The organism is Paenibacillus luteus (genome assembly GCF_006542765.1).
GTDB classification, from domain to species: domain Bacteria; phylum Bacillota; class Bacilli; order Paenibacillales; family Paenibacillaceae; genus Pristimantibacillus; species Pristimantibacillus luteus.
The window spans coordinates 83353-105631 of sequence record NZ_SKCD01000017.1; the positions used below are offsets into that span (position 1 = coordinate 83353).

Genomic DNA, 22279 nt, shown 5'->3' on the forward strand with positions numbered 1-22279 from the left:
AGCTCTTATTCTTCATTCTGTAATTGGACTACTATATTTCGGCATAGAAATGAGGCTTCAGCTTTTCTGAATATCACTGCCAAACTTTACCTCCATCATGGGTTACATACCAGTAAACTTTCTCATTCGATTTCACAACCATAAAACCTTCTTTTTTCGAAACGAAACTAAAATCCAAAATATGAGCGTTTTCTAAATTTAGTGCTTCTGGGACACTTATAATCTCATTATTTTCAGGTGCAGCTGATACAATATATAAGTTTACTCCATCCGTCGTTTGCCAAATATGATTTGCATCAACACTATCGAAGTGTAAATTTTGGTCTTCTTTTGGAACATCAATTTTCTGATTGTTAGATAGAACACTCCAATTACTTCCACTGTCTGTAGTTAACATGTATTCAATAAAAATTTCTTCTCCACTATGAAAGACGATCGGGAGAATACCTTCGTTTTCATTATAAAAGGTTGGGTTTTGTGGTTCAGAGAACAAATCCGGCAGCAGTTTGTCAGTTACAACGAGTTTTTTCTTAGTCCACATCTCCCCGCCATTTGAAGTCGTGTATAGGAGTGGCTCGCCAGGTAAGGTTGCAGTGATCAAACCATGGCTTGGAGAGGTAAAGACAGCTCCATTTTTATAGCCTTCCTCCATTTGGTCATCCACCTTCACTTTACTCCACCCCTTACCTCCATCCTCTGTAGTTAATATTTCAATCCTGTTATTGTAGCCTTCACTTCGCACTTGGCCTGTTATCCAACCTGTATTTTCATTTATAAAATGAACATAATACATCCCGTCGCTTTCGGAATGAATAGTTGTCGTTTCCCAAGTAACACCTCGGTTTGTTGTACGATAAATTTGCTTCACTTCCCCGGTGGTGCTAACAATAAATGCTGTATCCTTATTTACCGATATGAATAGACCGTTTGTCGTTTCAGGAGTGACGTCCTTCCAACCTTCCGCTCCACCTTCCGTATTTAGAACCGCAAACTCTGGAACAGTGACCGTTGCCCAACCATTGCTTTGATCATACATTTTCAAATCATCAATGTTGTAAGGAATCTCCACTCCGCGCACAGAGTTATCCCTCTTCATACTGGAACACCCAACGATAGATATAAACGTAATTAAAATAAGAATAGATTTGCATAAAATGCACTTCATGACATCATCACCAGCACTTTAAATTGTTTTTTTAATTTACTAAATTTTACAACAAGTATATCTCATGTGTATCCCAGCCGCCATAGCTTTCTTGCTTAATCCTGCAACAGCAAAGGCCGGCTCCCATTCATTCGGGGCCGGCCTTCTTCTATTGTTCAGCTTTACGGAGTTGACGAAATGATAATGCGATTGATGTTGGCTCCTCCCAAACCGCCGTTTAATCGTATCACGTTATTAGCGCCGGGGTTCAAAGCAATTTGCCGGCTAACCTGGCCAGTAAACGTGCTCCAGCCGCCTGTACCCGGTAAGGTAAGAGAATAGCCGTTCCCCGACTGATCGCCGCTGCTGTTCACTCTAAAGGTTGCTGCGGTGTCCGCGGAAGCGTACAGCACGGTAATCGTCACTTGGCCGCCAGCGCCGCCGTTGACGCCAGACAACTCGAAATAGGAGCCAGGGATATGCAGATTTTCAACCGTTCCGCCTGATCTCGTCGCGCCGCCGCCAACCGACACATTGCTTCCGTTCAGCGCATATTCCGTCACTATACTCGTTGTTGGGACCAACGATACGCTGACGCCAGTGATATTGGCTCCGCCCATTCCGCCGCCGAGCTTGATCACGTTATTCGTGCCTGCATTCAAATCAATGAGACGATTGCTTCGGCCCGTGTTGTTGCCCCAACCTCCGGTGCCAGGCAAGGAAAGAAAATAACCGTCTCCAGCCGTATCCCCGCTAGAGTCGACCTTAAAGGCCGTACCGCTGTCGCCAGAAGCATAAAGCACGGTAAGAAGTGCCTTGCCGCCTGTGCCTCCATTGATGCCATTCAACTGAATAAAGGAGCCTTGGGTATGCATATTTTCAACCGTACCTCCTGAACGGGTTGCCCCTCCACCAATAGATACGTTGCTGGCATTCATCGCATATTCTGTTTTCTGGGTATATTGATCAAAGCTCTCATTAATCAAATCATAATATTTGATCTCTGTCGCATGGGAAGGCGGTCCGACAGCTGGGACACCTCCAGTCGTTTGTACGACCTTTTGAATCGTACCATCCGAATTGAAGTTTAGCTTATCCACGCAGACGGAACGCAGCGTACCGTTGGAGGATATTTCTCCATTATGGTAAAACATATACCAGTTGCCCTTGTATTCCACGATAGACCCATGCGACGTTTCGCTATTTTTGACTGGATCCAAAATGACGCCGCGATTTACCCAAGGTCCAAGCGGGCTGCTGCTGGTTGCGTAACGCATCCGGTTCGCTCCTGGGTTATTGTCCGAATACATTAAGTAATACAGGCTTCCCCGCTTAAAGACCCAAGTGGCCTCATGGAAATCCTGCAGCTCGGTGAACTGCTTAATCGGGCCATCTAATGACATCATGTCGCTACCCAGCTTGACACCGTAGCTTGTACCCCCGCCACCCGCATAAAGGTAATAGGTGCCATCGTCATCGCGAAATACGCTAGGATCTATTAAATTGCTGCCAGGAAGCCCCTCAATATAACCTTGGACGGTAAAATCCGCAGCAGGCTTATCGCTGGTTGCAACACCGATTTTCCATGAATTGTTCCAGTTCGTATCGCTAGGATGAGGAAAATAGAAATAATAAGTTCCATCCTTGTATGCGGCGTCTGGAGCCCACATAAAACCGCCCTCCGGCCGACCCCACGGCACATCATCCGAGCTTAGAATTTCGCCTTCATCCACCCAGTCCACCATATTATCCGACGAGAAAACATGGTATTTATCCATTAAATCGCTGCCTCTGGAAGGAAAAATATCGTGTGATGCGTAAACATAGATTCGTCCGTCGTTCCAAACATGCGCAGAAGGATCGGCAGTGAAAATGCTAGTGAAAATAGGATTGCCAGACATGGCGGGTGTATCTGCAGCGGAAGAAGAGGAAGTGAAAAAGAAGACGGACAGCAGCATGGTCCCTGACAGGAACAAACTTAATAGTTTTTTTCTCATAAGTGTTACCTCCCATTACATGAATTCGGGTTGCATCCCGGCATACCATTACGCATTTATACCCTTAACGTGCGCAGCAACCAGACAGCTAAGATGATTTAATGATCACCCCTCTGCATTCAAAATGGAAAAAACTATAAAATTCATGATTCAGTAATAGCTTACAGTAAATGTAACCGCTTATATAGTGAGTCATTTTTAAACTTTCCCTGCCATTCTTAGCCTAATGACATGCGATATCCTATAAAAAAAGCAGCCGCAATGGCTGCTCAGCTTAGCTCCCCGTGCCCTGATATCGATTCAGTCCCGCGCTCCAAACCCGATAAGCGATGAAGAACAGGAGCAGGCCGATGATTGGAGTGGCGTAAGGCAGCCACGATGCGAACAGCGCTCCTCCTTCTTTATTGAGAATCAGATGGGACGGATAGAAATTGACGAAACCGTAAGGAATGATAAAGGTCAATATGACGCGCAAAAACTTGCTATAAATAGAAATGGGGTAATCCGCAAAGCCTCGAATGCCGAAAATAACGATGTTCATCACGGATCGCGCACGAACAATCCAAAAGCACATGGAACCAGTGATGACGATGAATGAGGCTTGAACAAGCACCGCCCCTAGCAGCATAAACACAAAGCTCACTAGAGAGCCGAAGCCCGGATGAATATCCAGACGGTTAAAACAGAATGTCAGCATAATGACTGCGATCACGATATCACCCAGAAAGAAATGCCCGAAGCTGCGAATAATCATGTGGATGAAAGGGTTAATTGGCTTGACGAGCAGGCTGTCGAAGGAGCCTTTATGGACATCTTCTTCGACAGCATCCATTTGAAAAAAGAAGAAGACTGCCGCCACCGCATAAGTTAACATATTAAGCGTATAAAGAAGCATGACCTCATACATATTCCAGCCATTAATCGTCTGAAACCGGCTCATTAACGCCCAAATGACTGTATAGCTGACGATATGAGTGAGCGCAAAACCAACAAAATCCATATAAAAGCCAAAGCCGTGCTCGGTTTTGCTCTTGAAATAAATCGGAATAAAACGCGCGTAAAGCTTTAAGTATCTCATCTTAGCCTCCCTGAACGACAAGCCGGGTAACGGCTCTCGACCACATCCATTTTTGTAATAGCAGAAAACCGGCCATCCAGGCTAACTGCTGAATGAAGATCGCAAGCAGCTCCTGCCAACCTGTCACCTTCCCCAAGTAGACGGAGATCGGCTCATAATAAATGAGGCGAAAGGGCAGAAAGTACGAGAACTTTACAAGCGAATCAGAGAAAAACCAAATCGGAATAAAAGCTCCGGAAAATAGCCGAATTAGCCCGTTCAGAACCGTATTGACCTGCCAGACGAGAATGTACCAGAAGGCGATTAGCCCAATCGTATACGTAATTAGAAAATTAAGGATCAAACCATTGATGACGAGAACAAGAAAGGCTAAGCCGTTTGCCGGCGAGGGCAGCTGTACGTGGAAGAATAATAGGCTGACGATGATTAACGGAATTAATTCAAATAGCATTCGGTACAAATTCGTGCCGAAAGCCTGACAGAAAATGACGGATCGGAAGCTCATAGGCTTAATGAGATCCATTGCAATCTCACCCGAGGACACCTTTGAGCTCACTCTGAAGATAACGTCATTTGTAGCGAAAACCGAGATAACCGAGCTGATCACGACATACGTAATCATTTCCTGAATGGTAACCGAGCCCGCCTTCGAGGCTAATTGGCCCGAATCGCCAAACAAAGCGTACCAGATGTAGACTTGCACGAATATTCTAAACAGTTGTCCGAACAGGAAAAGCAGCACCTCGGCCCGAAAAGCAAGCAGCGATCGGAAAGCGTTCAACGTCATTTCCCGATAAAGCGCGACTCTCATACGATCACTTCCTGCCGCTGGCGCTCATCCTGACTAAAGCCGGCATACAGATTGCGAATAATCTCTTCGATCTCGGTTTCCTTGACCTTAAAATCCCGAACGGAATAACGATCCATAATCCACTTGATCACCGCGGAGGAGTTAATATTTTTCTTATCGTAGACGAGCTGGCTTCGGGCGTCATCCGTTCGGCTGAACGAAATTCCCATACGGAGAAGCGCATCGTCCATCATAAAGACCTCCTCCGTATCCAGCTCCATCGTCTCCATGTTCCCGTAATCGTTCTTCAGCGTATTCAGATTGCCGTCATACATAAGCCGGCCATGGTCGACAACCATCACGCGGCTGCATAGCTTCTCGATATCGGACATGTCATGCGTAGTCAATATGACCGTCGTTCCTCTTTCCCGATTGATCTCGCGAATGAATTCACGGATTCTCTCTTTCACGACAACATCGAGCCCTATCGTCGGTTCATCGAGATATACAATCTCCGGGTCATGCAGCAGCGCCGCGCACAGGTCCGCACGCATCCGCTGGCCGAGGCTAAGCGAACGTACGGCAACATGTTTAAATTCGTCTAGTCCAAGAATATCGCCAAACAGCGCCATATTTTGTTGATAACGATCCTCCGGTATTTCGTACATATATTTCGTTAGCCGAAGCGATTCAATCACTGGCGTATCCCACCAAAGCTGGCTTTTCTGGCCGAACACGGCGCCGATCCTCCGCGCATTCTCGATGCGGTTCTCGAAAGGAACGAGTCCATTCACGCGCACGTCGCCACTGGTTGGCACGAGGATGCCTACCATCATTTTGATCGTTGTCGATTTCCCCGCACCATTGGGCCCGATATAGCCAACAATCTCGCCTTGATCAATCGTAAACGAAATATCCTCAACCGCCACCTTCTGCTCGTATTCCCGGTACACGAGACTTTTCATCAACGGCCAGAACCCGTCCTTTCGCTTTTGCCTTTTGAATTCCTTACGCAGATTTTCCACATGAATCAGCGGCATCGATGCCCCTCCCTTCTACCGAATTTCATTATTATAAAAGATGGAAAAAGTTACAGATATATGGCGATCTAGTCTTTTGCAGTGTTCCTTTGGCTAACTGACTGCTTTGACATGTGAAGCTCCGCTGCTCAGCAGAAAAAACGAGAAGGGCTGCGACAGGTCTCTCGCTTGCAACCTGTTGCAGCCCTTTAATAAGCGACCGAACTCTTATTCATCTCCCAAATCTGGCGCAGAGGTATGAGCACTTATAAAAAGATTAGTTTATACAAATAACTCAATATGAGCCCCGTCACAAAAAATAGGCTCACGCTAAACTCACGCTTTTGCGTCTGATTTTTTACAATCGCATCGATGACGAAGAAACTAAGTATGATAATAACTCTGTATAAAATTTGCAAGTGGGGCACCGCTAGACCAAAAGCTAGTGCAACAATAGACAAAAAAACCTTTAGCTTCACCATCTCTCTCTCCTTATCCTTGTTATCAAATCAAATGCACGTCATAGTGATTCTATCTGCATATTAATTTTACCTAATTTATTACTAAAAAGGTTACTTTTATATTTTTTGCTCTCCAACAATACTATCCGAGGTTGCTTTTACACGTTTAAGTCAATCTATAGCCGTATGCTCCAAGCACAAAAATACATCGCCCAAGGCACGTAGCCCTCTTGGCGATGTATTTAAATTTTACATACTGCTATATATCCGTCTGCTTCTACTTCATATCTATTGCTATTAGGTCCTGCTCATTAGAACTCTAATCATGTTAGATATCGAATCAGCCTCTGAACCATTATCTTCCCTTAGACCATCAGAAGAGAGATGCCCTCAATAGCAGCCTTATCCTTTTTTACATCTCCAAGACTGTTTTCCGCACCGCTTTCTGTTCTCTTTGACGCCAACCTCCACAGCCGTTATCGAAGAGAGTTTAATATACGTGATGACACCTCTTACATTAAGAATGACGCTGCCCTCTGAAATGCCCAAATAAATGCCTACATGCGATGTTCCATCAAAATGAATCCGAATATTGGGCGTTCCTACGCCAATTCGTAGAAGAATAGTTAAAATGCCGCTGCTTTTCCCACTACTTTTGTGGCTGCAACTTTTATTTCCACCACTCTGATGGCCATCATTTTTATCGCCTTGGCTTCGGTTGTTTGAGCTTTTATTGCCTGAACTTCGGTCTCCTCCACACTTGCTGCCATGGCTATGGTTCTTTGAGCCTTTACTGCCTGAGCTTCGGTCTCCTCCGCATTTACTTCCCCCTTTTCCCGACATTCCTATCATCTCCTTCATATTAATAGAATCACTGCTATCATATGGAGATTAATAGATTTTGGTGTGTATATATAGATTACAGCTGAGATTCGAGGCTTTTAAACATATAATCCGCTATTTTTGCGTAGTCGTGGGTAGGGTGTGGCTGACCGATCTGTAACGTTGCCCACATGGCATTCCAGAATTGAACGACGAAGATCATATTATCCAGCGCGGAGAGCAGGGTTTCCCCTTCTGCCGCACCAAAATAACAGGAAAGCAGCCGTTCTTTCTCGTTTGGTGTAAACGAGCACCCCATGCACGCAAGATCAAACAGAATATCGCCCATACCCGCGTACTCCCAGTCCAGCAGCTTAATGGTACCGTCATATAGGAAGTTATTGGCGAAAGGATCGTTATGGCAAAACCCTCGAAAACGGGACGCCTCCAGCGCCCGGCTGTGCTGGATGTTCAGCAGCTTATTCAAGAGGCTATCCAATGTTGAAGGCAATGAAAGGTGTCTTTCTCTCGCCAATTTAATGCGATCCTCAATGTCTCGGTACGGAGAAAATTCATAGGCAATGGATGGCATCTGATGAATTCTTTTGAACAAGTCCACGATTCCGTCTATATGGTCCATTATATCTTCGTCTCGAAATACCCTTCCTTGAACAAAGCGGGTAATCATATGCCCATTCTCAGGGTCAAGAAACACTAGCTCGGGTGCTATCGAGTGGCCATCCAGCACTTGCAAAGCTGCTGCTTCGGCATGTCGATTGATACCTAGCTCATGTGATTTGGCACCGCCAATCCGTACCGCTACCTTTTCCCCGCCATTGGATACGATAAAATTCCGATTGGTCAGCCCGCTATCTTGGAATTCGATCGTTACCTCTTCAGAATGCCATCCTAACTCCTTCTTAATCAGTTGATGCACGAGCCTCATGCTCTCAGCCTCAACTCTGGCGCTCTCTTCGTTGGCCACAACGACACCTCATCCTCAATTAAGAACTATTGGATAAAAATAAATATGATTTCGCTTTCATTGTAATTTCTATCCTGAAATGTTGTCAATCACCATCATATACTTGGTTGATACCAGCAAAAATAAAAAACGCCTCAATCATCCCGTGAAGAATGATCAGGCGTTAATTGCAAGCCGCGGCTTGGCATATTCATTTGGCACACGGCATTAATTCAAATCAAGCTTAGACACGGCTTGCTTCATCTGATGCAGAGCTTGCTCAAGCACAGCTCGCGGAAAGCCAATGCTCATACGAAGAAAACCTTCGCCGTTGCCACAGGAAGCTCCGTCTCTAAACGCGACTTTCGCTTCGCGTAAGAAATACGGGGCAAGCTGATCTGGCGGAAGCCCAAGCTTGCGGGCATCCAGCCATAATAAATAGGTCGCTTCCGGCTGAATGAGCTCCAGCTGAGGAATATGTTCCCGCAAGAATTCCCCAACCAGCTTCGCATTTTCTTCAATGTACGGGACAAGCTGATCGACGTAATACCCCCCATGCCGATAGGCAGCCTCCAAGGCTACCATGCCGAATACTGGCCGGTCGATGGCTTTGTTGTTGATTAAGGCAACGCGGAATGCTTCGCGCCGGCGCTCATTCGGAATAATCGCTGCGGACGAACGCATGCCCGCTAGGTTGAAGGTTTTGCTCGGATTGACCGTTACCATGCAATGCTGGGCGATTTCTTCCGAAATGGCAGGCAAAGGAATGTGAGTGAACGCCTCGTAGACAAGATCGGCATGTACCTCATCGGAGACGACAAACACATGATGACGCAAGCATAGCTCGGCCATCCGCGTCAGCTCTTCCTTCGTCCAGCAGCGCCCAACAGGATTATGCGGATTGCACAGCAGCATCAGCTTGGTGCGCGGGTTGCTGAGCTGTCGCTCCAAATCCTCAAAATCTATCTCATAGCGGCCATTGCGCAGGATAAGCTTATTTTCCGCTTTCATACGTCCGCTATTGTCAATTAAGCTGTGAAAAGCATGATAAACCGGCGTTTGAATTAACACTCGGTCGCCTGGCTGAGTAAAGGCCTGAACCGCAAATACAAGCGAAGAACCAACTGAAGGTGAATATTGGGCCCACTCCGGCTCAATGGGTAACTCGAAGCGGCTAGCCATCCAGTGCTGGACAGCAAGCCCCAATTCAGCGCTCTCTGCGACATACCCAAACATCCCTTGATTTACCCGACTTGCGAGCGCATCCATAATCGGCTGTGCGGTTTGAAAATTTGTCTCTGCCAAATGCATTGGCAATACATCTTCCGGATATAGGCTGTACATTTGCGAATCGGTATGACGCCGATCGTACTGTACGCTAAAGTTATGGGTGAGAGCCATCATTTGCCTCTTTCTCTGCTGTCAGTTTTCGGAAAATACCATGCCCAGAAATTTCTTCGTCCGCTCCTGCTGTGGATGTTCAAAAAAGCTTTGCGGATCGCCTTCTTCAATAATCGAGCCTTCCGCCATAAAGATGATTCGGTCCGCGATTTCTCTGGCGAAGGACATTTCATGGGTGACGATCAGCATCGTTGTATCGGTATTGACGATAGAGCGGATGACCTGCAGCACTTCGCCTACAAGCTCGGGATCAAGCGCCGAGGTTGGCTCATCAAGGAGGATCACCGAGGGATTGACTGCAAGAGCACGTGCAATCGCTACGCGCTGCTGCTGCCCGCCGGAGAGCATAGCCGGATAGCTGTCTGCTTTGCTCGCCAGCCCCACCTGCTCCAGCAGCCGAAGGCCGAGCTTCTCGGCATCGGGCTTAGTCATCTTCTTCGTGACAACGAGCGATTCAATGACGTTTTGCAGCGCTGTTTTATTTTTGAATAAATTGTAATGCTGGAACACCATCGCCGATTTTTGCCTTAACGCGTAAGCATCGGATTTTTTCAGCTTACTTGTATCCACCTCTAGGCCGTCGATTTCAATCTGCCCGGCGTCCGGCACCTCCAGCAGGTTGAGACAGCGCAGCAGCGTTGACTTGCCTGAACCGGAAGGGCCGATAATCGCAACAACCTCACGGCGCTTCACTTCTAAGTTAATTTGTTTAAGCACCTCGTTATCCCCGAAATGCTTCTTTAACCCGCTCACCTTTAGCATAACAGAACTCCTATCGATAAGGCTTGCTCATCACCTTTTCCAATTTTCCCTGCAGCATGCTCAGCACAATTGTTACTGCCCAATAAATCAGCGCAACGGCGATATAGCTCTCCAAAAAGCGAAAGGAGTTGCTAGCCAAAATTTTCGTTTGCGCGAAAATATCGGTGACGCCAACCGTAAAGGCCAGCGAGGACTCCTTGACCAGCATAATTAAATAATTCCCAAGACTCGGAACGGCGATCCGCAATGCCTGCGGCAGCACAACCCGGCGGAAGCCTTGCCATTTGGTCATGCCGACTGACAAGCAAGCCTCCATTTGTCCGCTATCCACCGCATTAAGCGCGCCACGGAATTCTTCCGCCAAATAAGCGGCATTCTTGAAGCTAAGGGCTACGATCGTCGCCGTAATTGCATCAATGAACGTGAATTCAGGGAAAACCTGCGGTATCCCTACGTAAAAGATAAACAGCGTAACCAGTGTCGGCACCGAGCGGAAGAAGGAAATGTACACCTTTGCCAGCGGCGACAAAATAAAAATTTTATTATTAATAATAAGTGCCAGCACAATACCCATGAGGCAAGCCAGCAGCATGGAGCCTACTGCGAGCATGAGTGTCATCGGCAAATACTTCAGCAGCCGCGGTATCGCTTCGAATATGAACGCGGTATCGAAATTCATCGGATTAGTCAGCCTTGCTAATATCTTGTTTCAAATGCTCATTAGACAGCTTAGTCAGCGTGCCGTCCTCTGCAAGGGCTTGCAACGCTTCGTTGAAGGAATCACGCAGCTTTTGGCCATCTTCCGTATTCGGGAATGGGAAGGCTTCTTCATAAGTATACACAGGGTCCCCTGCTTTCTTCAAAGCAAGACCTGAGTTATCGATAAGCAGTTGTGCGCCCGCACGGTCCATAATATAAGCGTCGAGCCGTTTCAGAGCTACATCGTTTAAAATAACGCTTGGGTCTTCGTAAGTCGTAATGTTCAGCTCGTTGTTCGGATCGTTTGCCCGCAAATAAGCTTCTTTGCTTGTCCCTACGTCAACGCCGATTTTTTTGCCTTTCAAATCCGCCAGCGATTGGATGGAATCATCGTCAGCTCGAACAATAAGCTGTGCCCCTGAGTAAATATAGGTTTGGGAGAAAATATATTTCTCTTTACGCTTTTCATTCGCTTCAACCTGATTGGCAATCGTGTCGATTTTGCCCGCATCCAGCATTCCGAACATGCCAGCCATATCAGCGGTCGTCCAGTTTACTTTCGTGTAACCCAAATGCTTAGCTACAGCTTCCGCTACGGCAATATCATAGCCTTCCAGCTTGTCTCCATCTTTCTTGGAGAAACCGATGCTCACGCCGTAGGTAGCTAGGTTGAGCTCTTTACTCTCTGTAGCGCTACCCGTGCCAGTACCTTCAGAATCATTTGCTTTTGTACCGCATGCTCCTAGCACCAACGTCATTGCAAGCATTAACAAGACCACACTTTTTTTGCCAAACATGTTGAACAGCCTCCTTTTAGTAGATCGATCTAATTTTTCGCTAAACGTAGGCGGTTTGCCTTAAGAGCCAGCAGTCCGTACACGCTTGTTTCTATCGGAAAATAAGCATTGTTCATTTCCCATTAGTTTAGTTGGAATTATAGCAAGTTGAAATTTGAATGTCAATGACCGTTTTTAGGAATAAGGAAGGGGTGCATCGATTAATGCACGCCCATAAAATGAGTCGAAGATTCACGGATAACAAGCTTTGGCGGTAAAATGATTCTTGCAGCCTCCAGCGGAGCCCGCTCAGAAGCTTCAGGACTAATGCGCTCATGCAGCAGGTTCGCAGCTTCAATTCCCCACTGTCCGGAGCCAACAGCGATAGTTGTCAGGCCAGGATTCGCAGTGGCTGCTTCTTTAATATCATCGAAGCCAACGAGAGCCAGATCCTTGCCGGCGACAAGGCGATTTTCCCTCAGGCCGACAATAACGCCAAGCGCGACAATATCATTATGACAAATCGCCGCCGTAGGCAGCTTGCCCTGCTGAACCAGCTCGCTAATAATGATACTTCCGCTTTCACGAGTAGGCGGCCCGGGCATCACTTGCTGGTAATCAGCAGGAATACGGGATATTTCCAGCCCTTCGAGGTAACCCGCAAGACGCTCATTATACGCGGAGGTATGCGGCGTGCCGCCAAGCAAAGCGATGCGCTTATGCCCTTGGTCGGCCAAATGCCTTACGGCCATCTGCGTGCCCCATTTAAAATCAGTGCCAATATAATCAACTTGTACGCCAGAAATTTCACGTCCAATAAGAACGCAAGGAACGTTCAAATGCTTGAGCCGCGCAAACACAGCAGGATTAGTGGCTGCCACCGGAGCCATTATAATGCCGCAAACATGATGCTCCAGCATCGTCTCCAGTACGCGTTCCTGCTTGGCTTCCGATTCAAAGGTCATCCCAAGCAGCGTGGTGTAACCCAGCTCGTCCAGCCGATCCTGCAAATTGGCAAGCAGCTCGGAGAAGAAGGGATTTCCGATATCCGTAATAATAATGCCCACGGTAGAAGAACGTCTGGAGCGAAAGCTGGCAGCCACGCGGTCATAGACATAACCTAGCTTATTCATCGACGCATGGACCTTCTGTTTGGTTTGCTCCGTAATCGATGAGCTGCCCCTGACAACAAGCGATGCCGTAGCCCGGGATACACCTGCATCCTTCGCGACATCCTGAAGCGTTACGCGTTTTTCTTTTTTGTCGCTCACAATCAGTCACACCTCTTTCGTTAAAAAAAATTATAGTACATAACAGCAGCTTATGGAAAGAGCTGAAATTCCGCTTCCTGCTGTTGACAGGCGGAATACCGTTTTCTATAATCAATGGAAAGATTAGATCGATCTAATAAGGCAACTTCTATGTTAGTGGACATCCATTTCTATTCGTATAAAAGGTGGTAATATTCGTGTCAATCAATCCGGGAATTGAATTTCGCAAGGAAGGCCGCATCGGGATTATCCGTTTCAACAATCCTCCGCTGAATCTGGGAACAAATAACGGGCTTGCGCTGCTTGAACAGATTTTAGCCGATATCGAGTCGGATAGCGAGCTTCGTGCCGTAGTGCTGACCCATAATGGCAAAGTTTTTTCAGCGGGCTCTGACATGAATGAAATTCAGAAGCATCTGGAGAAGAACACGTATGTCAGCGAAAAAATGGAGAGCGAGGTTCGGCTGCGTACCCGCTTGTCCCTCCTTCCCATTCCGACAATTGCCGCGCTAGACGGCTCTGCATACGGCGGCGGCTTTGACTGGGCGCTCAGCTGTGACATGCGGGTTGCAGCTCCTCATGTTGTGCTTTCCTTGCCGGAGGTAAACATCGGCTCCTTCCCGGGAAGCGGCAGTGCTTACCGAATGACCCGTCTAATCGGATCGGGAAGAGCGATGCAATTTATGCTGTTTGCCAAGCCGATGAGTGTGCAAGAGGCGCTGAGCTTGGGCGTGGTGAACGAAATCGCCAATGAGGGGACAGCTTATGAGCTCGCCTATCGATGGGCAGAGGAGATTGCTGCCAAATCCGGTTCAGCCGTACGAGCTGTGAAGGAAGCGCTCAGCCGCATTTTTATGACGGAGCAAAGATGGCTTGATCTAACGCAGCTCGAAATTTCACAAAAGGTTGCGGATAGCGCTGATTTCCGTGAAGGCATGCAGGCCTTCTTCGAGAAACGCCCGCCTATTTTTGAAGGCGATACCGCCCCTGATTCGAAATAAGCGCGATATAGCCATGGAAAAAGACAGCACAGACGAAAGCAATTGAAGAAGGAGAATCGTTCATCGTGCATACATCATTGAAAAAAAGAACGGGCCCCGTTCCCGTTTTGTCCGCGGAGGACGCTGTTCGCCTCATACCAAACGGAGCCACCGTCGCATTTAGCGGTGCCGGAGGCGGTATTGTTGAGGCGACAGCCGTTATCGAAGCACTGGCTACGCGTTACCACAAGGAGCAGCAGCCGAGCGGCCTTACTTATCTCCATACCACAGGCCTCGGAGACCGTGCTGATCGGGGCATGAGTCCGATTGCTATTCCTGGCCTATGCGTCAAAGCCATAGGCGGACATTGGGGGCAATCGCCGCGTATGTCCGAGCTTGCCGAGACAGAACAGATTGAAGCTTATTGCTTCCCGCAAGGAGTCATTACGCAGCTTTTTCGTTCGACTGCGGCCGGACATCCCGGTATTTTGAGCCATGTGGGATTAGGCTCGTTCATCGACCCGCGCCAGCAAGGCGGCAAGTTAAATAAGCGCACGACAAAAGATCTTGTGCGTCTGATGGAGATCGATGGAAAGGACTGGCTGTTCTACCCATCCATTAAACCGGATGTTGCGATTATTAGAGGAACAACCGCAGATACGGACGGCTATATTACGATGGAGGATGAACCAACCTTCCTAGATGTGCTTAGCATTGCCCAAGCTACAAAAAACAGCGGCGGCATCGTCATCGTTCAGGTGCAGCGCATGGTTCAGGCCCGCTCCCAGCATCCGAAGACGATTAAAATTCCAGGCTTCCTCGTTGATGCTGTCGTTGTCGTTCCTGAGCAGATGCAGACTTACCAGACTCAAAGTAACCGTTATATGAGCGGGGATTTGCTTGCTGTTCAAGATGGCATCGAACCCTTGCAGTTGACCGAGCGCAAGATTATAGCGAGGCGCGCACTGATGGAGGCATTCCCTGGCGCGGTAGCGAACCTCGGCGTTGGCATTTCCGATGGCGTTGGTTATGTAGCAGCTGAAGAAGGGGTCGGCGAAGCGCTGACGTTTACGGTTGAGCTCGGGCCTATTGGCGGAACGCCGGCCAAAGGCATTATTTTCGGAGCGACGATTAGTCCAAGAGCGGTACTCGATCAGCCGTACCAGTTCGATTTCTACGATGGTGGCGGACTTGATGTCAGCTTCCTCAGCTTTGCCGAGATGGATCAGGCAGGAAACGTAAACGTCCACAAATTCAATGGAAAAATCATGGGCGTTGGCGGCTTTATCGACATTGCTCAAAATTCCAAAAAGGTCGTGTTCAGCGGAACCTTTACTGCTGGAGGCCTGGGCATTGAAATTAACGACGGCAAGGTACACATTGCTAAAGAAGGCCGCTTCCGCAAAATCGTCCCCGCACTAGCGGATATCTCTTTCAACGGTGTTGAGGCAGCACTGAGCGGCAAAGAAGTGATTTTCATTACCGAGCGAGCTGTATTCCAGCTTACAGCCCAAGGCCTGATGCTTGTCGAGATTGCGCCGGGCATCGATCTGCAGCATGATATTCTGGATTTGCTAGCCTTTGAGCCGATGATCTCTCCAGAGCTTAAGCTAATGGATGCAAGACTGTTTCAAGCGGAACCTATGGGGCTTAAGCAGGAATGGAATTTTGCATAAATAAGATACGACTTAATCAAATATACAGCTACATGCAAAAGAGACTGCTCAAAAGTAATTCACCTTCGAACAGTCTCTTTTTGTGTTTGGCTAATTGGTTAAGCTATTAAGGAATATTTATGATTACACCCGAGCTTATGGTTTGGCTTGCTGGTGCAATATAATTCCCTGCATCTTTGCCTGTAAGGGTGTAAACAATAGTTACTCGTTTATTGGTACCTACTTCTGCGTTCTCGTACGTACCTAGCGCGTGTACAAAGACTTCGTCGCCACTAATAAGGCCAGTTATTTCGCCCGGCACTAAGTTTGCTGTTGTATTTCCATCGTAAACCTTGAGCGGGAGTACAGGCGGTAAAATTGATAATTGTCTTGCTGTGATTATACCTGTATTTATTGTAATAGGGTCTGGGCGTGTATAATTATTAGAATCTTCACCTAATATGGTGTATGACACTGTTATTTCCTTATTAGTTCCTACATTTTTATCACCATAAGCACCCGATGCAAATACTGTTGCATCATCCCCAGGACAAATCCCATCTCCTGGGCAAGCCCCAGCTCTAGAACCTGCAACTACAGCTGCAGTTGTAGTTCCATCGTACACTTTGTAATTGGTTATTAGGTCTATTACAGTACCCAAATCTACGTGATATTGAACATATAACATGTAGTTAGTATTGTTTGCAGGCTTAATATAATTGCCAAGATCATCTCCCGATAGTGTGTAAATAACAGTTAATGATCTGACATGATCAGTGACTTCCGTATCGTAAACCGCCTTTGCAGACACGGTCACGTCTTCGCCGGCAACTGCTCCAACTAATGCACCTGCTGTTACTGCTACTACCGAATCATTCTCTGGAGACTCTACAACTGACAATTCCGGCTCTTCAATCGTTAATTGCGCAGCTGTAATGACTCCTATAGGCATCATATAGTTTACTGGTGCAATATAATTGCCTGCATTTGCTCCACTTATTGTATGAACTACTGTTATCGCTTTGTCTGTTCCTACAGATGCGTCATTGTAAGTGGCTACTGCAGATACGGTTACGGCTTCACCAGTAACAACCCCAACTAATGAACTTCCTATCACAACTGCAGAATTCGTTCCATCATATATTTTTTCTACTACCAGTGATTGTGAATTACCAATTGTTAACTGCATGGGTGTAATGACTCCAGTAGTTATCGTGTAGTTTACTGGTGCAATATAGTTGCCTGCATTTGCTCCACCCAATGTATAAACCACCGTGATGGTTTTGTCTGTCCCTATTGCTGCGTCATCGTAAGTGGCTACCGCAGTTACGGTTACTACATCATCACCAAGAACACCGCTCAATGAGCTCGCTGTAACTGACGCTGATATCGTTCCATCGTACGTTTTATTCATCTGCAGCGATGCTGGATTCGCAATCGTCAGTTGCTTCTTATTAATTACGATCTCATTTGAAGCTAAAGAGACATTAGTAGAAGAATCCACAGCATACACAACATAGTTGCCTACAGATAAGCCTGCTGTCGTGATTGTTGAACTTGCGGCTGCTTCAACGGATACTCTTATTCCTACCAATGAATCAATGGCTTGGTTTAAGTCTGCGAGAGTTGCTGCAGTTGTTGCTGGAACAAGATATAAGTATCCACCCTCATTACTTGTAGCAAATACGTCATCTCCAATAGTGATTTGCCCAGTCGTTACACTTGATAGAACCGGAGCGGTTGTATCGCTAGGTGCTGTTGGAGTAGGAGTTGCTGTTGGCTCCGTTGTTGGTTCTGTCGTTGGAGTCGCTGTTGGTTCAACTGTCGGCTCCGTTGTTGGCGTACTTGTCGGTGTATTTGTTGGTGTTGGTGCTGTTGTTGGTGCCGTTGTTGGTACCGTTGTTGGTACCGTTGTTGGCGCCTTAGTTGGGGCTGTTGTTGGAGTAGGCGTAGGTGAACCTTCTTCCAAGGCTTCTTTGACTGTAACTGAGCGGTATAATACGACTACGGCTTCAGCACGTGTAAGAGGTTGATTAGGCTTGAAGTTAGCACCACTAGCATAGCCTTGTAAAATACCGTTTGCTACTGCAGCATCCACCGCTGCCTTAGCCCAAGATGCAATGGAGCTTGAGTCTGTAAAGCTAGCTGCCGCGTTATCTGTTTTTGTCAGACTTAGAAGACGATCTACGATAACTGCAGCTTCCTGTCTGCTGATTGGTTTATTTGCGCCGAAGGTTCCGTTCGCGTAGCCCTTAATGTAGCCAGCTTTTATAGCTTTGGAAACCTCGGTATATATCCAACTTGATGATTCAACATCGCTGAAGGAAACGTCTGCTGTTTCAGTAAAACCGTAGGAGCGGTTAATCAATGCAATGAATTCTGCTCTTGTAATCGTGTTGTTCGGCTTAAAGCTGCCGTCCTCATAACCTGTAACATAACCTTTGTCTATCCAATCAGATACCTGGCTTTCTGCCCATGTTCCCTCGATATCAGATTTAAAAGATTCTGCAGCACCAAAAGCTACATTAAACGTTGAAAACAGTAAAACTGTAATCAATAAAGTGGTTACAAGCTTTTTAGCATTGCTCATTGATCGTATTCCTCCTATTAGTATTGCAAATTATGACTTGTTACACCTTATCACAATAATCGACATTTTTATACAATTTTTAATAAATCCAACCGTTAGACTTCTGCTGCTAGAACAAGTCAGAGGTAGAGTTCCTATGTCCGCTCTCAGCGAAACCATACGTTCTAAATATCCTATATACCAACTTCCTTTTGTAACTTTAAATACAATTAAAATAAGACCGAATACCGCTCGTGAGAGGAGGGCTTCCGGCCTTTTCATATAGATACATCTCGACATTAATTTATTTCAAGAAACACAACTTCCCCTTCATCTTCTAATCGCTTTTTAGTTTCATCAACCGTTATTTGGCCAAGCTGCTCCAAACGTTCAAATGCCTCATCCAACGACAGACTTCCTGATAGCACTTGATCAAACAACGATTGCCCTATTTCTTTAAAATTATTAATTATTTCGAAATGAACTTTTTCATATGGGTTATTGGATGAAATGGCAGGTTTTAATAAATATAATGGAGAAAGATCGTGATCTCCAATAGGCTCCAACAAGTCTAACTTACTAGGTACTCCATAATTCATAATCTGGCTCTTATTCTTTTTGTAATACCCCACATCACTTGTTATAAATTCAATAAAGGACCATGCTTCCTCTTGATTTACGGAAGAATTTGAAATCCCATATATTTCATTCAACTGATAATAATCCGAATACTCTGGATTTAAGGGATCGACTGGAACTGTTACCATTCCCCAATCAATTTCTTCCAGTTGGTATTGTTTATGGACCTTTTCGAAATTATAGGCGGTAGTCTGACTAGAGAGTTCCATCGCTGCCTGTCCAGTAAAAATTGGTGAATGAACGAATTTCTCTGAGTTTTCATCTATATCCGAATATATATTACCACCTCTGAAGGCATTAATAATATATTCCCCAATCTCTTTCCATTTAGCTGTATTTATATTTATCTTTAGTGTGGTTGGATCAATGAATGATAACCCCTCAGTTTGGCCAACTCTAAGGAAAGTTGCAAATGAAATAAACTCATAATAATTCGATTTAAATCCGTATAATTTATCACCACTTTCATTACTATTCGGAAATAACTGAGCCAGATTTAATATTTCTTCCCATTTCATTTGATTAGACGGATAAGGAAGAGAATAATGATTAAACATTTTCTTGTTATAATAGATCACATAATTACTAAATGCAGGTGACAATCCATACAATCCGCTATCCTCTTCCCAACGAAGCATGGAAGTAGATATATCGCTTAGCTGCATCTGTTCTCTTTTTGATTTTGTAAAATATTGATTGAGATTCAGCAGAATCCCTTTACTTATAGCCTCTTGATATTCACGATTGTTCCTCATAAATACAATGTCCGAAACTTGATTTTCAGAAACATTCTCCGTTACTTTAATTCTGATGTTTGGGTATTTTGATTCAAAGGCATAGCCTACTCTTTCGAAAAATATACGTTCTGATGGGTAATTTACTGTCAGCGTAATTATTTTCTGCTCATCGACACTCTGACACCCTGAAGTAACAACTGTAATTATGACAATTAAAATTACTATGAATCCCCTGACCATTGTCTCCTCCTAAATGACAGAACAGATATTACTACATCTCATTATCAAAATACAAGCCAAATTTCACACCTTACACAATGACTTTAAAACCGTATACTAATGAGAAAAAGGGCGGGGTACACCCGCCCTGAATTTTACCAAGATGAACTAGAATATATTTGGTCGCTAGACGTTCCATCCGTATAATAAGACCTTGCCGCAGCATTTAAAGTATGACTTTTGGAAGAATCCAACCCCTGTCTTATCCAATCCGCAGTAGGATTTCCTGATTTCACATCATCGGTAATTGTTTTAGTTCCTGTTTTTAGTACAACATTTAAATTTATCTTTTTAAGATCTCCATGAACACTCGTTGCACTTGCTTCAGCAGTTACTGTACTCCCTCCTAGGGATGAAAGGAGGGTATTCAGCGATGCGTTATAATCGATAGCTGCAAAAGCTGGCATAGCAGAAAGACTACTAATTAATGCTACTGTTACAGAAGCTTGCATGATTTTCTTTTTCAATTGTTTGATCTCCCTTAACTGTAAGATTTATATGTATAACGGGCGCGCTCCGTTTACAACAGATTTATAATTACTTGGTATTACGTAAAATCTCTTCTGCTTTATCTTGAAGTTCATTCAGAGTTTCAATGACAGTTGAATTGTTTGATAATAATTTCTGAAGGCTATTTTCACCCAATTCCAAATATTCAAAAGGCAGCACGTCCCTCTTTACTGGGTGCAGCTTGAATACAGCCTCTGCAAATGGATCAGATATAGTACTCTTTCTCGTATTTAAACCAAAATTTCCAAGCATTCCATCAGATGCCAACGTTTTTTCAGATAAAAAAAACTTTAGCCATTCAACAGCAGCTTCTTGATTTGGTGAGGACGAAGAAATGCCATAAAAACCATCTGCATGCATATACTTAGTGACATCCGATTGATTAGAATTAACGGGCATCGTAACAATTCCCCACTCGAAATCTGGTCTCTTCTTCTGAAGCTCAACGTACTGTCTATTTGATATGATAGCCATTGCTGCCTCCCCCTCCAAAAAGGAGTCCAACAAATATTCATTTGTTAAAATTGCTCGTTTCGCCAAAGGCTCCGTCACCTTTTCCCATATTTCACGCCAAGGATCACTATTAAAGTTAACCATTGGCGGGCTTTTTCGATAAACTTTGTAATCATTCGTATGACCTACATCCCATATTAGTTCAAATCCACTATCTGATGTTATTGTCAAACCCTCGCTTGGAAAACGCGATGCCAAATGAATTAAATCAAACCATTGCATACGATCAACAGGAAAATCAACTTTATATTTCGCAAACAAGTTTTTATTATAAACCACTGCTTTCCCGTCGATTCCTGGTGGCAGCCCATATACTGCACCTTGCCCATACAGCTTCGAAAGTTCTAAGAAAGCCGTATTAAAATTGTCTGACGCAAGTTCGTCGGTAATTATTAAATTATCCAAATTTTTCAGGACATCCTGCTCAACAAATTGCTCCAATAGTGGGCCTGGAATATAAATAATATCGAATTCATTTTCCTTGCTCCAGGTCTTTACATCTATTCTCCCTTTTATAAGTTCGGAGGTTGGAACAATCGTATATCTTTCGTTCATCATGTCTATATCATTATTAATCAAACTTGAATATCGGGATTTGAAGTTTTCTTCTGAGAAATAACCAATTCGTATATTATCGTGCAGGATCGGTAAATCTTTCGAATTATTCGATGTGCATGCATTTAGCATGACTACAATAATTATTAATAGAAAATATAAGTTGATTCGATTAATATTCAAAATAACCACCTCAAGATTTATTTCATATTTTTAAATCTTCTGCTTCTTTCTATCATTTTATTTTCCAATAGCTACAGGTGGAGATATATAACGCACAAAGCATTTCGTCTCTCATACTTTTCAATATTATACTTATAATTATCTTTAAAGGTAATAATAACCAAACAAATCTTCTCATAAATCACAAAATTTTAAAACGAAAAACCAATTGGTATTTTCCGAAAGAGCGCATGCGGGACGCAAAAAATGAATATACGTTGTTTGTAAACCACCTAACATGCATTACGAAAGCCTATAGAATCAGTCGCTCGAGAAAAATTAGTTCGGTCATCTCATCTCATCCAGTTATGGAGGCGATATTTGCTATTCAATCCAAAGTGGATAAAATAAGCCGTCACATTCCCCGAATGAAGGGGCAACGGGAAAAGATATGGGGGCGGAAATGACGAAATGACGAGGCCTTCGATGTTCGCAA

At 45.0% G+C, this 22279-nt stretch carries 18 protein-coding genes; 2 read left to right on the forward strand and 16 right to left on the reverse strand.

Going from position 1 to position 22279, the window contains the following annotated elements; translation table 11 throughout:
- Window positions 1-73: 73 nt before the first annotated feature.
- The 12 genes from E0496_RS14400 to E0496_RS14455 all read right to left on the reverse strand — a co-directional run bounded on the left by E0496_RS14400 (window position 74) and on the right by E0496_RS14455 (window position 13184).
- Entirely contained in the window at window positions 74-1078 is a 1005-nt protein-coding gene (locus tag E0496_RS14400; RefSeq protein ID WP_161601428.1) for a WD40/YVTN/BNR-like repeat-containing protein, read from the reverse strand.
- A 248-nt stretch (window positions 1079-1326) separates the two neighbouring features.
- Entirely contained in the window at window positions 1327-3141 is a 1815-nt protein-coding gene (locus E0496_RS14405) for a family 43 glycosylhydrolase (RefSeq protein ID WP_141502506.1), read from the reverse strand.
- Between the two features lie 274 nt (window positions 3142-3415).
- Window positions 3416-4219 (reverse strand): ABC transporter permease, encoded by an 804-nt coding sequence (locus E0496_RS14410; RefSeq protein ID WP_141502507.1) that lies wholly within the window; start codon window positions 4217-4219, stop codon window positions 3416-3418.
- A 1-nt stretch (window position 4220) separates the two neighbouring features.
- Entirely contained in the window at window positions 4221-5030 is an 810-nt protein-coding gene (locus E0496_RS14415) for an ABC transporter permease (protein ID WP_141502508.1), read from the reverse strand.
- Window positions 5027-6049 (reverse strand): ABC transporter ATP-binding protein, encoded by a 1023-nt coding sequence (locus E0496_RS14420; RefSeq protein WP_141502509.1) that lies wholly within the window; start codon window positions 6047-6049, stop codon window positions 5027-5029. Before E0496_RS14420 ends, E0496_RS14415 begins: the two co-directional genes overlap by 4 nt.
- 1066 nt (window positions 6050-7115) lie before the next feature.
- Window positions 7116-7259, reverse strand: a complete 144-nt coding sequence (locus E0496_RS36175) for a hypothetical protein (RefSeq protein ID WP_206669775.1) — start codon at window positions 7257-7259, stop codon at window positions 7116-7118.
- A gap of 149 nt (window positions 7260-7408) precedes the next feature.
- Window positions 7409-8296 carry a guanitoxin biosynthesis pre-guanitoxin N-oxide kinase GntI gene (gene gntI, locus E0496_RS14430; protein ID WP_141502511.1) on the reverse strand — a complete coding sequence of 296 codons (888 nt, stop codon included), beginning with the start codon at window positions 8294-8296 and terminating at the stop codon, window positions 7409-7411.
- A gap of 207 nt (window positions 8297-8503) precedes the next feature.
- Entirely contained in the window at window positions 8504-9676 is a 1173-nt protein-coding gene (locus E0496_RS14435; protein WP_206669776.1) for a MalY/PatB family protein, read from the reverse strand.
- Between the two features lie 21 nt (window positions 9677-9697).
- A complete protein-coding gene (locus tag E0496_RS14440; RefSeq protein WP_141502513.1) occupies window positions 9698-10438 on the reverse strand; it encodes an amino acid ABC transporter ATP-binding protein in 741 nt (246 codons plus the stop codon).
- Window positions 10439-10448: 10 nt separating this feature from the next.
- Window positions 10449-11117: an amino acid ABC transporter permease gene (locus tag E0496_RS14445; protein ID WP_139992324.1), complete on the reverse strand. Its 669-nt coding sequence runs from the start codon at window positions 11115-11117 to the stop codon at window positions 10449-10451.
- Between the two features lie 4 nt (window positions 11118-11121).
- The gene (locus E0496_RS14450) at window positions 11122-11934 is read right to left on the reverse strand and encodes a transporter substrate-binding domain-containing protein (RefSeq protein WP_141502514.1); all 813 of its coding nucleotides are present in this window, start codon (window positions 11932-11934) and stop codon (window positions 11122-11124) included.
- A gap of 200 nt (window positions 11935-12134) precedes the next feature.
- Window positions 12135-13184 carry a LacI family DNA-binding transcriptional regulator gene (locus E0496_RS14455; RefSeq protein ID WP_141502515.1) on the reverse strand — a complete coding sequence of 350 codons (1050 nt, stop codon included), beginning with the start codon at window positions 13182-13184 and terminating at the stop codon, window positions 12135-12137.
- Between the two features lie 197 nt (window positions 13185-13381).
- Here E0496_RS14455 and E0496_RS14460 point away from each other — a divergent pair, with 197 nt between their 5' ends.
- Both E0496_RS14460 and E0496_RS14465 read left to right on the forward strand, forming a co-directional pair.
- Entirely contained in the window at window positions 13382-14185 is an 804-nt protein-coding gene (locus E0496_RS14460) for an enoyl-CoA hydratase/isomerase family protein (protein WP_161601429.1), read from the forward strand.
- A 65-nt stretch (window positions 14186-14250) separates the two neighbouring features.
- Window positions 14251-15840: an acyl CoA:acetate/3-ketoacid CoA transferase gene (locus E0496_RS14465; protein WP_241674807.1), complete on the forward strand. Its 1590-nt coding sequence runs from the start codon at window positions 14251-14253 to the stop codon at window positions 15838-15840.
- Window positions 15841-15946: 106 nt separating this feature from the next.
- Here E0496_RS14465 and E0496_RS14470 read toward each other — a convergent pair whose 3' ends face one another.
- From E0496_RS14470 to E0496_RS14485, 4 genes are all read right to left on the reverse strand, one after another.
- Window positions 15947-18409, reverse strand: a complete 2463-nt coding sequence (locus E0496_RS14470; protein WP_141502517.1) for a YDG domain-containing protein — start codon at window positions 18407-18409, stop codon at window positions 15947-15949.
- 278 nt (window positions 18410-18687) lie between these two features.
- Window positions 18688-20004 carry an extracellular solute-binding protein gene (locus E0496_RS14475; RefSeq protein ID WP_141502518.1) on the reverse strand — a complete coding sequence of 439 codons (1317 nt, stop codon included), beginning with the start codon at window positions 20002-20004 and terminating at the stop codon, window positions 18688-18690.
- A gap of 134 nt (window positions 20005-20138) precedes the next feature.
- Window positions 20139-20510, reverse strand: coding sequence for a hypothetical protein (locus E0496_RS14480; RefSeq protein ID WP_141502519.1), 372 nt, complete (start codon window positions 20508-20510; stop codon window positions 20139-20141).
- A 70-nt stretch (window positions 20511-20580) separates the two neighbouring features.
- Entirely contained in the window at window positions 20581-21804 is a 1224-nt protein-coding gene (locus tag E0496_RS14485) for an ABC transporter substrate-binding protein (protein ID WP_141502520.1), read from the reverse strand.
- Between the last annotated feature and the right edge of the window lie 475 nt (window positions 21805-22279).

What these genes read in the sequence shown, in the direction of transcription:
- E0496_RS14405 (WP_141502506.1), bottom strand. Translation starts at nt 3,141, where the DNA reads ATGAGAAAAAAACTATTAAGTTTGTTCCTGTCAGGGACCATGCTGCTG.
- E0496_RS14410 (WP_141502507.1), bottom strand. Translation starts at nt 4,219, where the DNA reads ATGAGATACTTAAAGCTTTACGCGCGTTTTATTCCGATTTATTTCAAG.
- E0496_RS14415 (WP_141502508.1), bottom strand. Translation starts at nt 5,030, where the DNA reads ATGAGAGTCGCGCTTTATCGGGAAATGACGTTGAACGCTTTCCGATCG.
- E0496_RS14420 (WP_141502509.1), bottom strand. Translation starts at nt 6,049, where the DNA reads ATGCCGCTGATTCATGTGGAAAATCTGCGTAAGGAATTCAAAAGGCAA.
- E0496_RS36175 (WP_206669775.1), bottom strand. Translation starts at nt 7,259, where the DNA reads ATGGCAGCAAGTGTGGAGGAGACCGAAGTTCAGGCAATAAAAGCTCAA.
- E0496_RS14435 (WP_206669776.1), bottom strand. Translation starts at nt 9,676, where the DNA reads ATGGCTCTCACCCATAACTTTAGCGTACAGTACGATCGGCGTCATACC.
- E0496_RS14440 (WP_141502513.1), bottom strand. Translation starts at nt 10,438, where the DNA reads ATGCTAAAGGTGAGCGGGTTAAAGAAGCATTTCGGGGATAACGAGGTG.
- E0496_RS14445 (WP_139992324.1), bottom strand. Translation starts at nt 11,117, where the DNA reads ATGAATTTCGATACCGCGTTCATATTCGAAGCGATACCGCGGCTGCTG.
- E0496_RS14450 (WP_141502514.1), bottom strand. Translation starts at nt 11,934, where the DNA reads ATGTTTGGCAAAAAAAGTGTGGTCTTGTTAATGCTTGCAATGACGTTG.
- E0496_RS14470 (WP_141502517.1), bottom strand. Translation starts at nt 18,409, where the DNA reads ATGAGCAATGCTAAAAAGCTTGTAACCACTTTATTGATTACAGTTTTA.
- E0496_RS14475 (WP_141502518.1), bottom strand. Translation starts at nt 20,004, where the DNA reads ATGGTCAGGGGATTCATAGTAATTTTAATTGTCATAATTACAGTTGTT.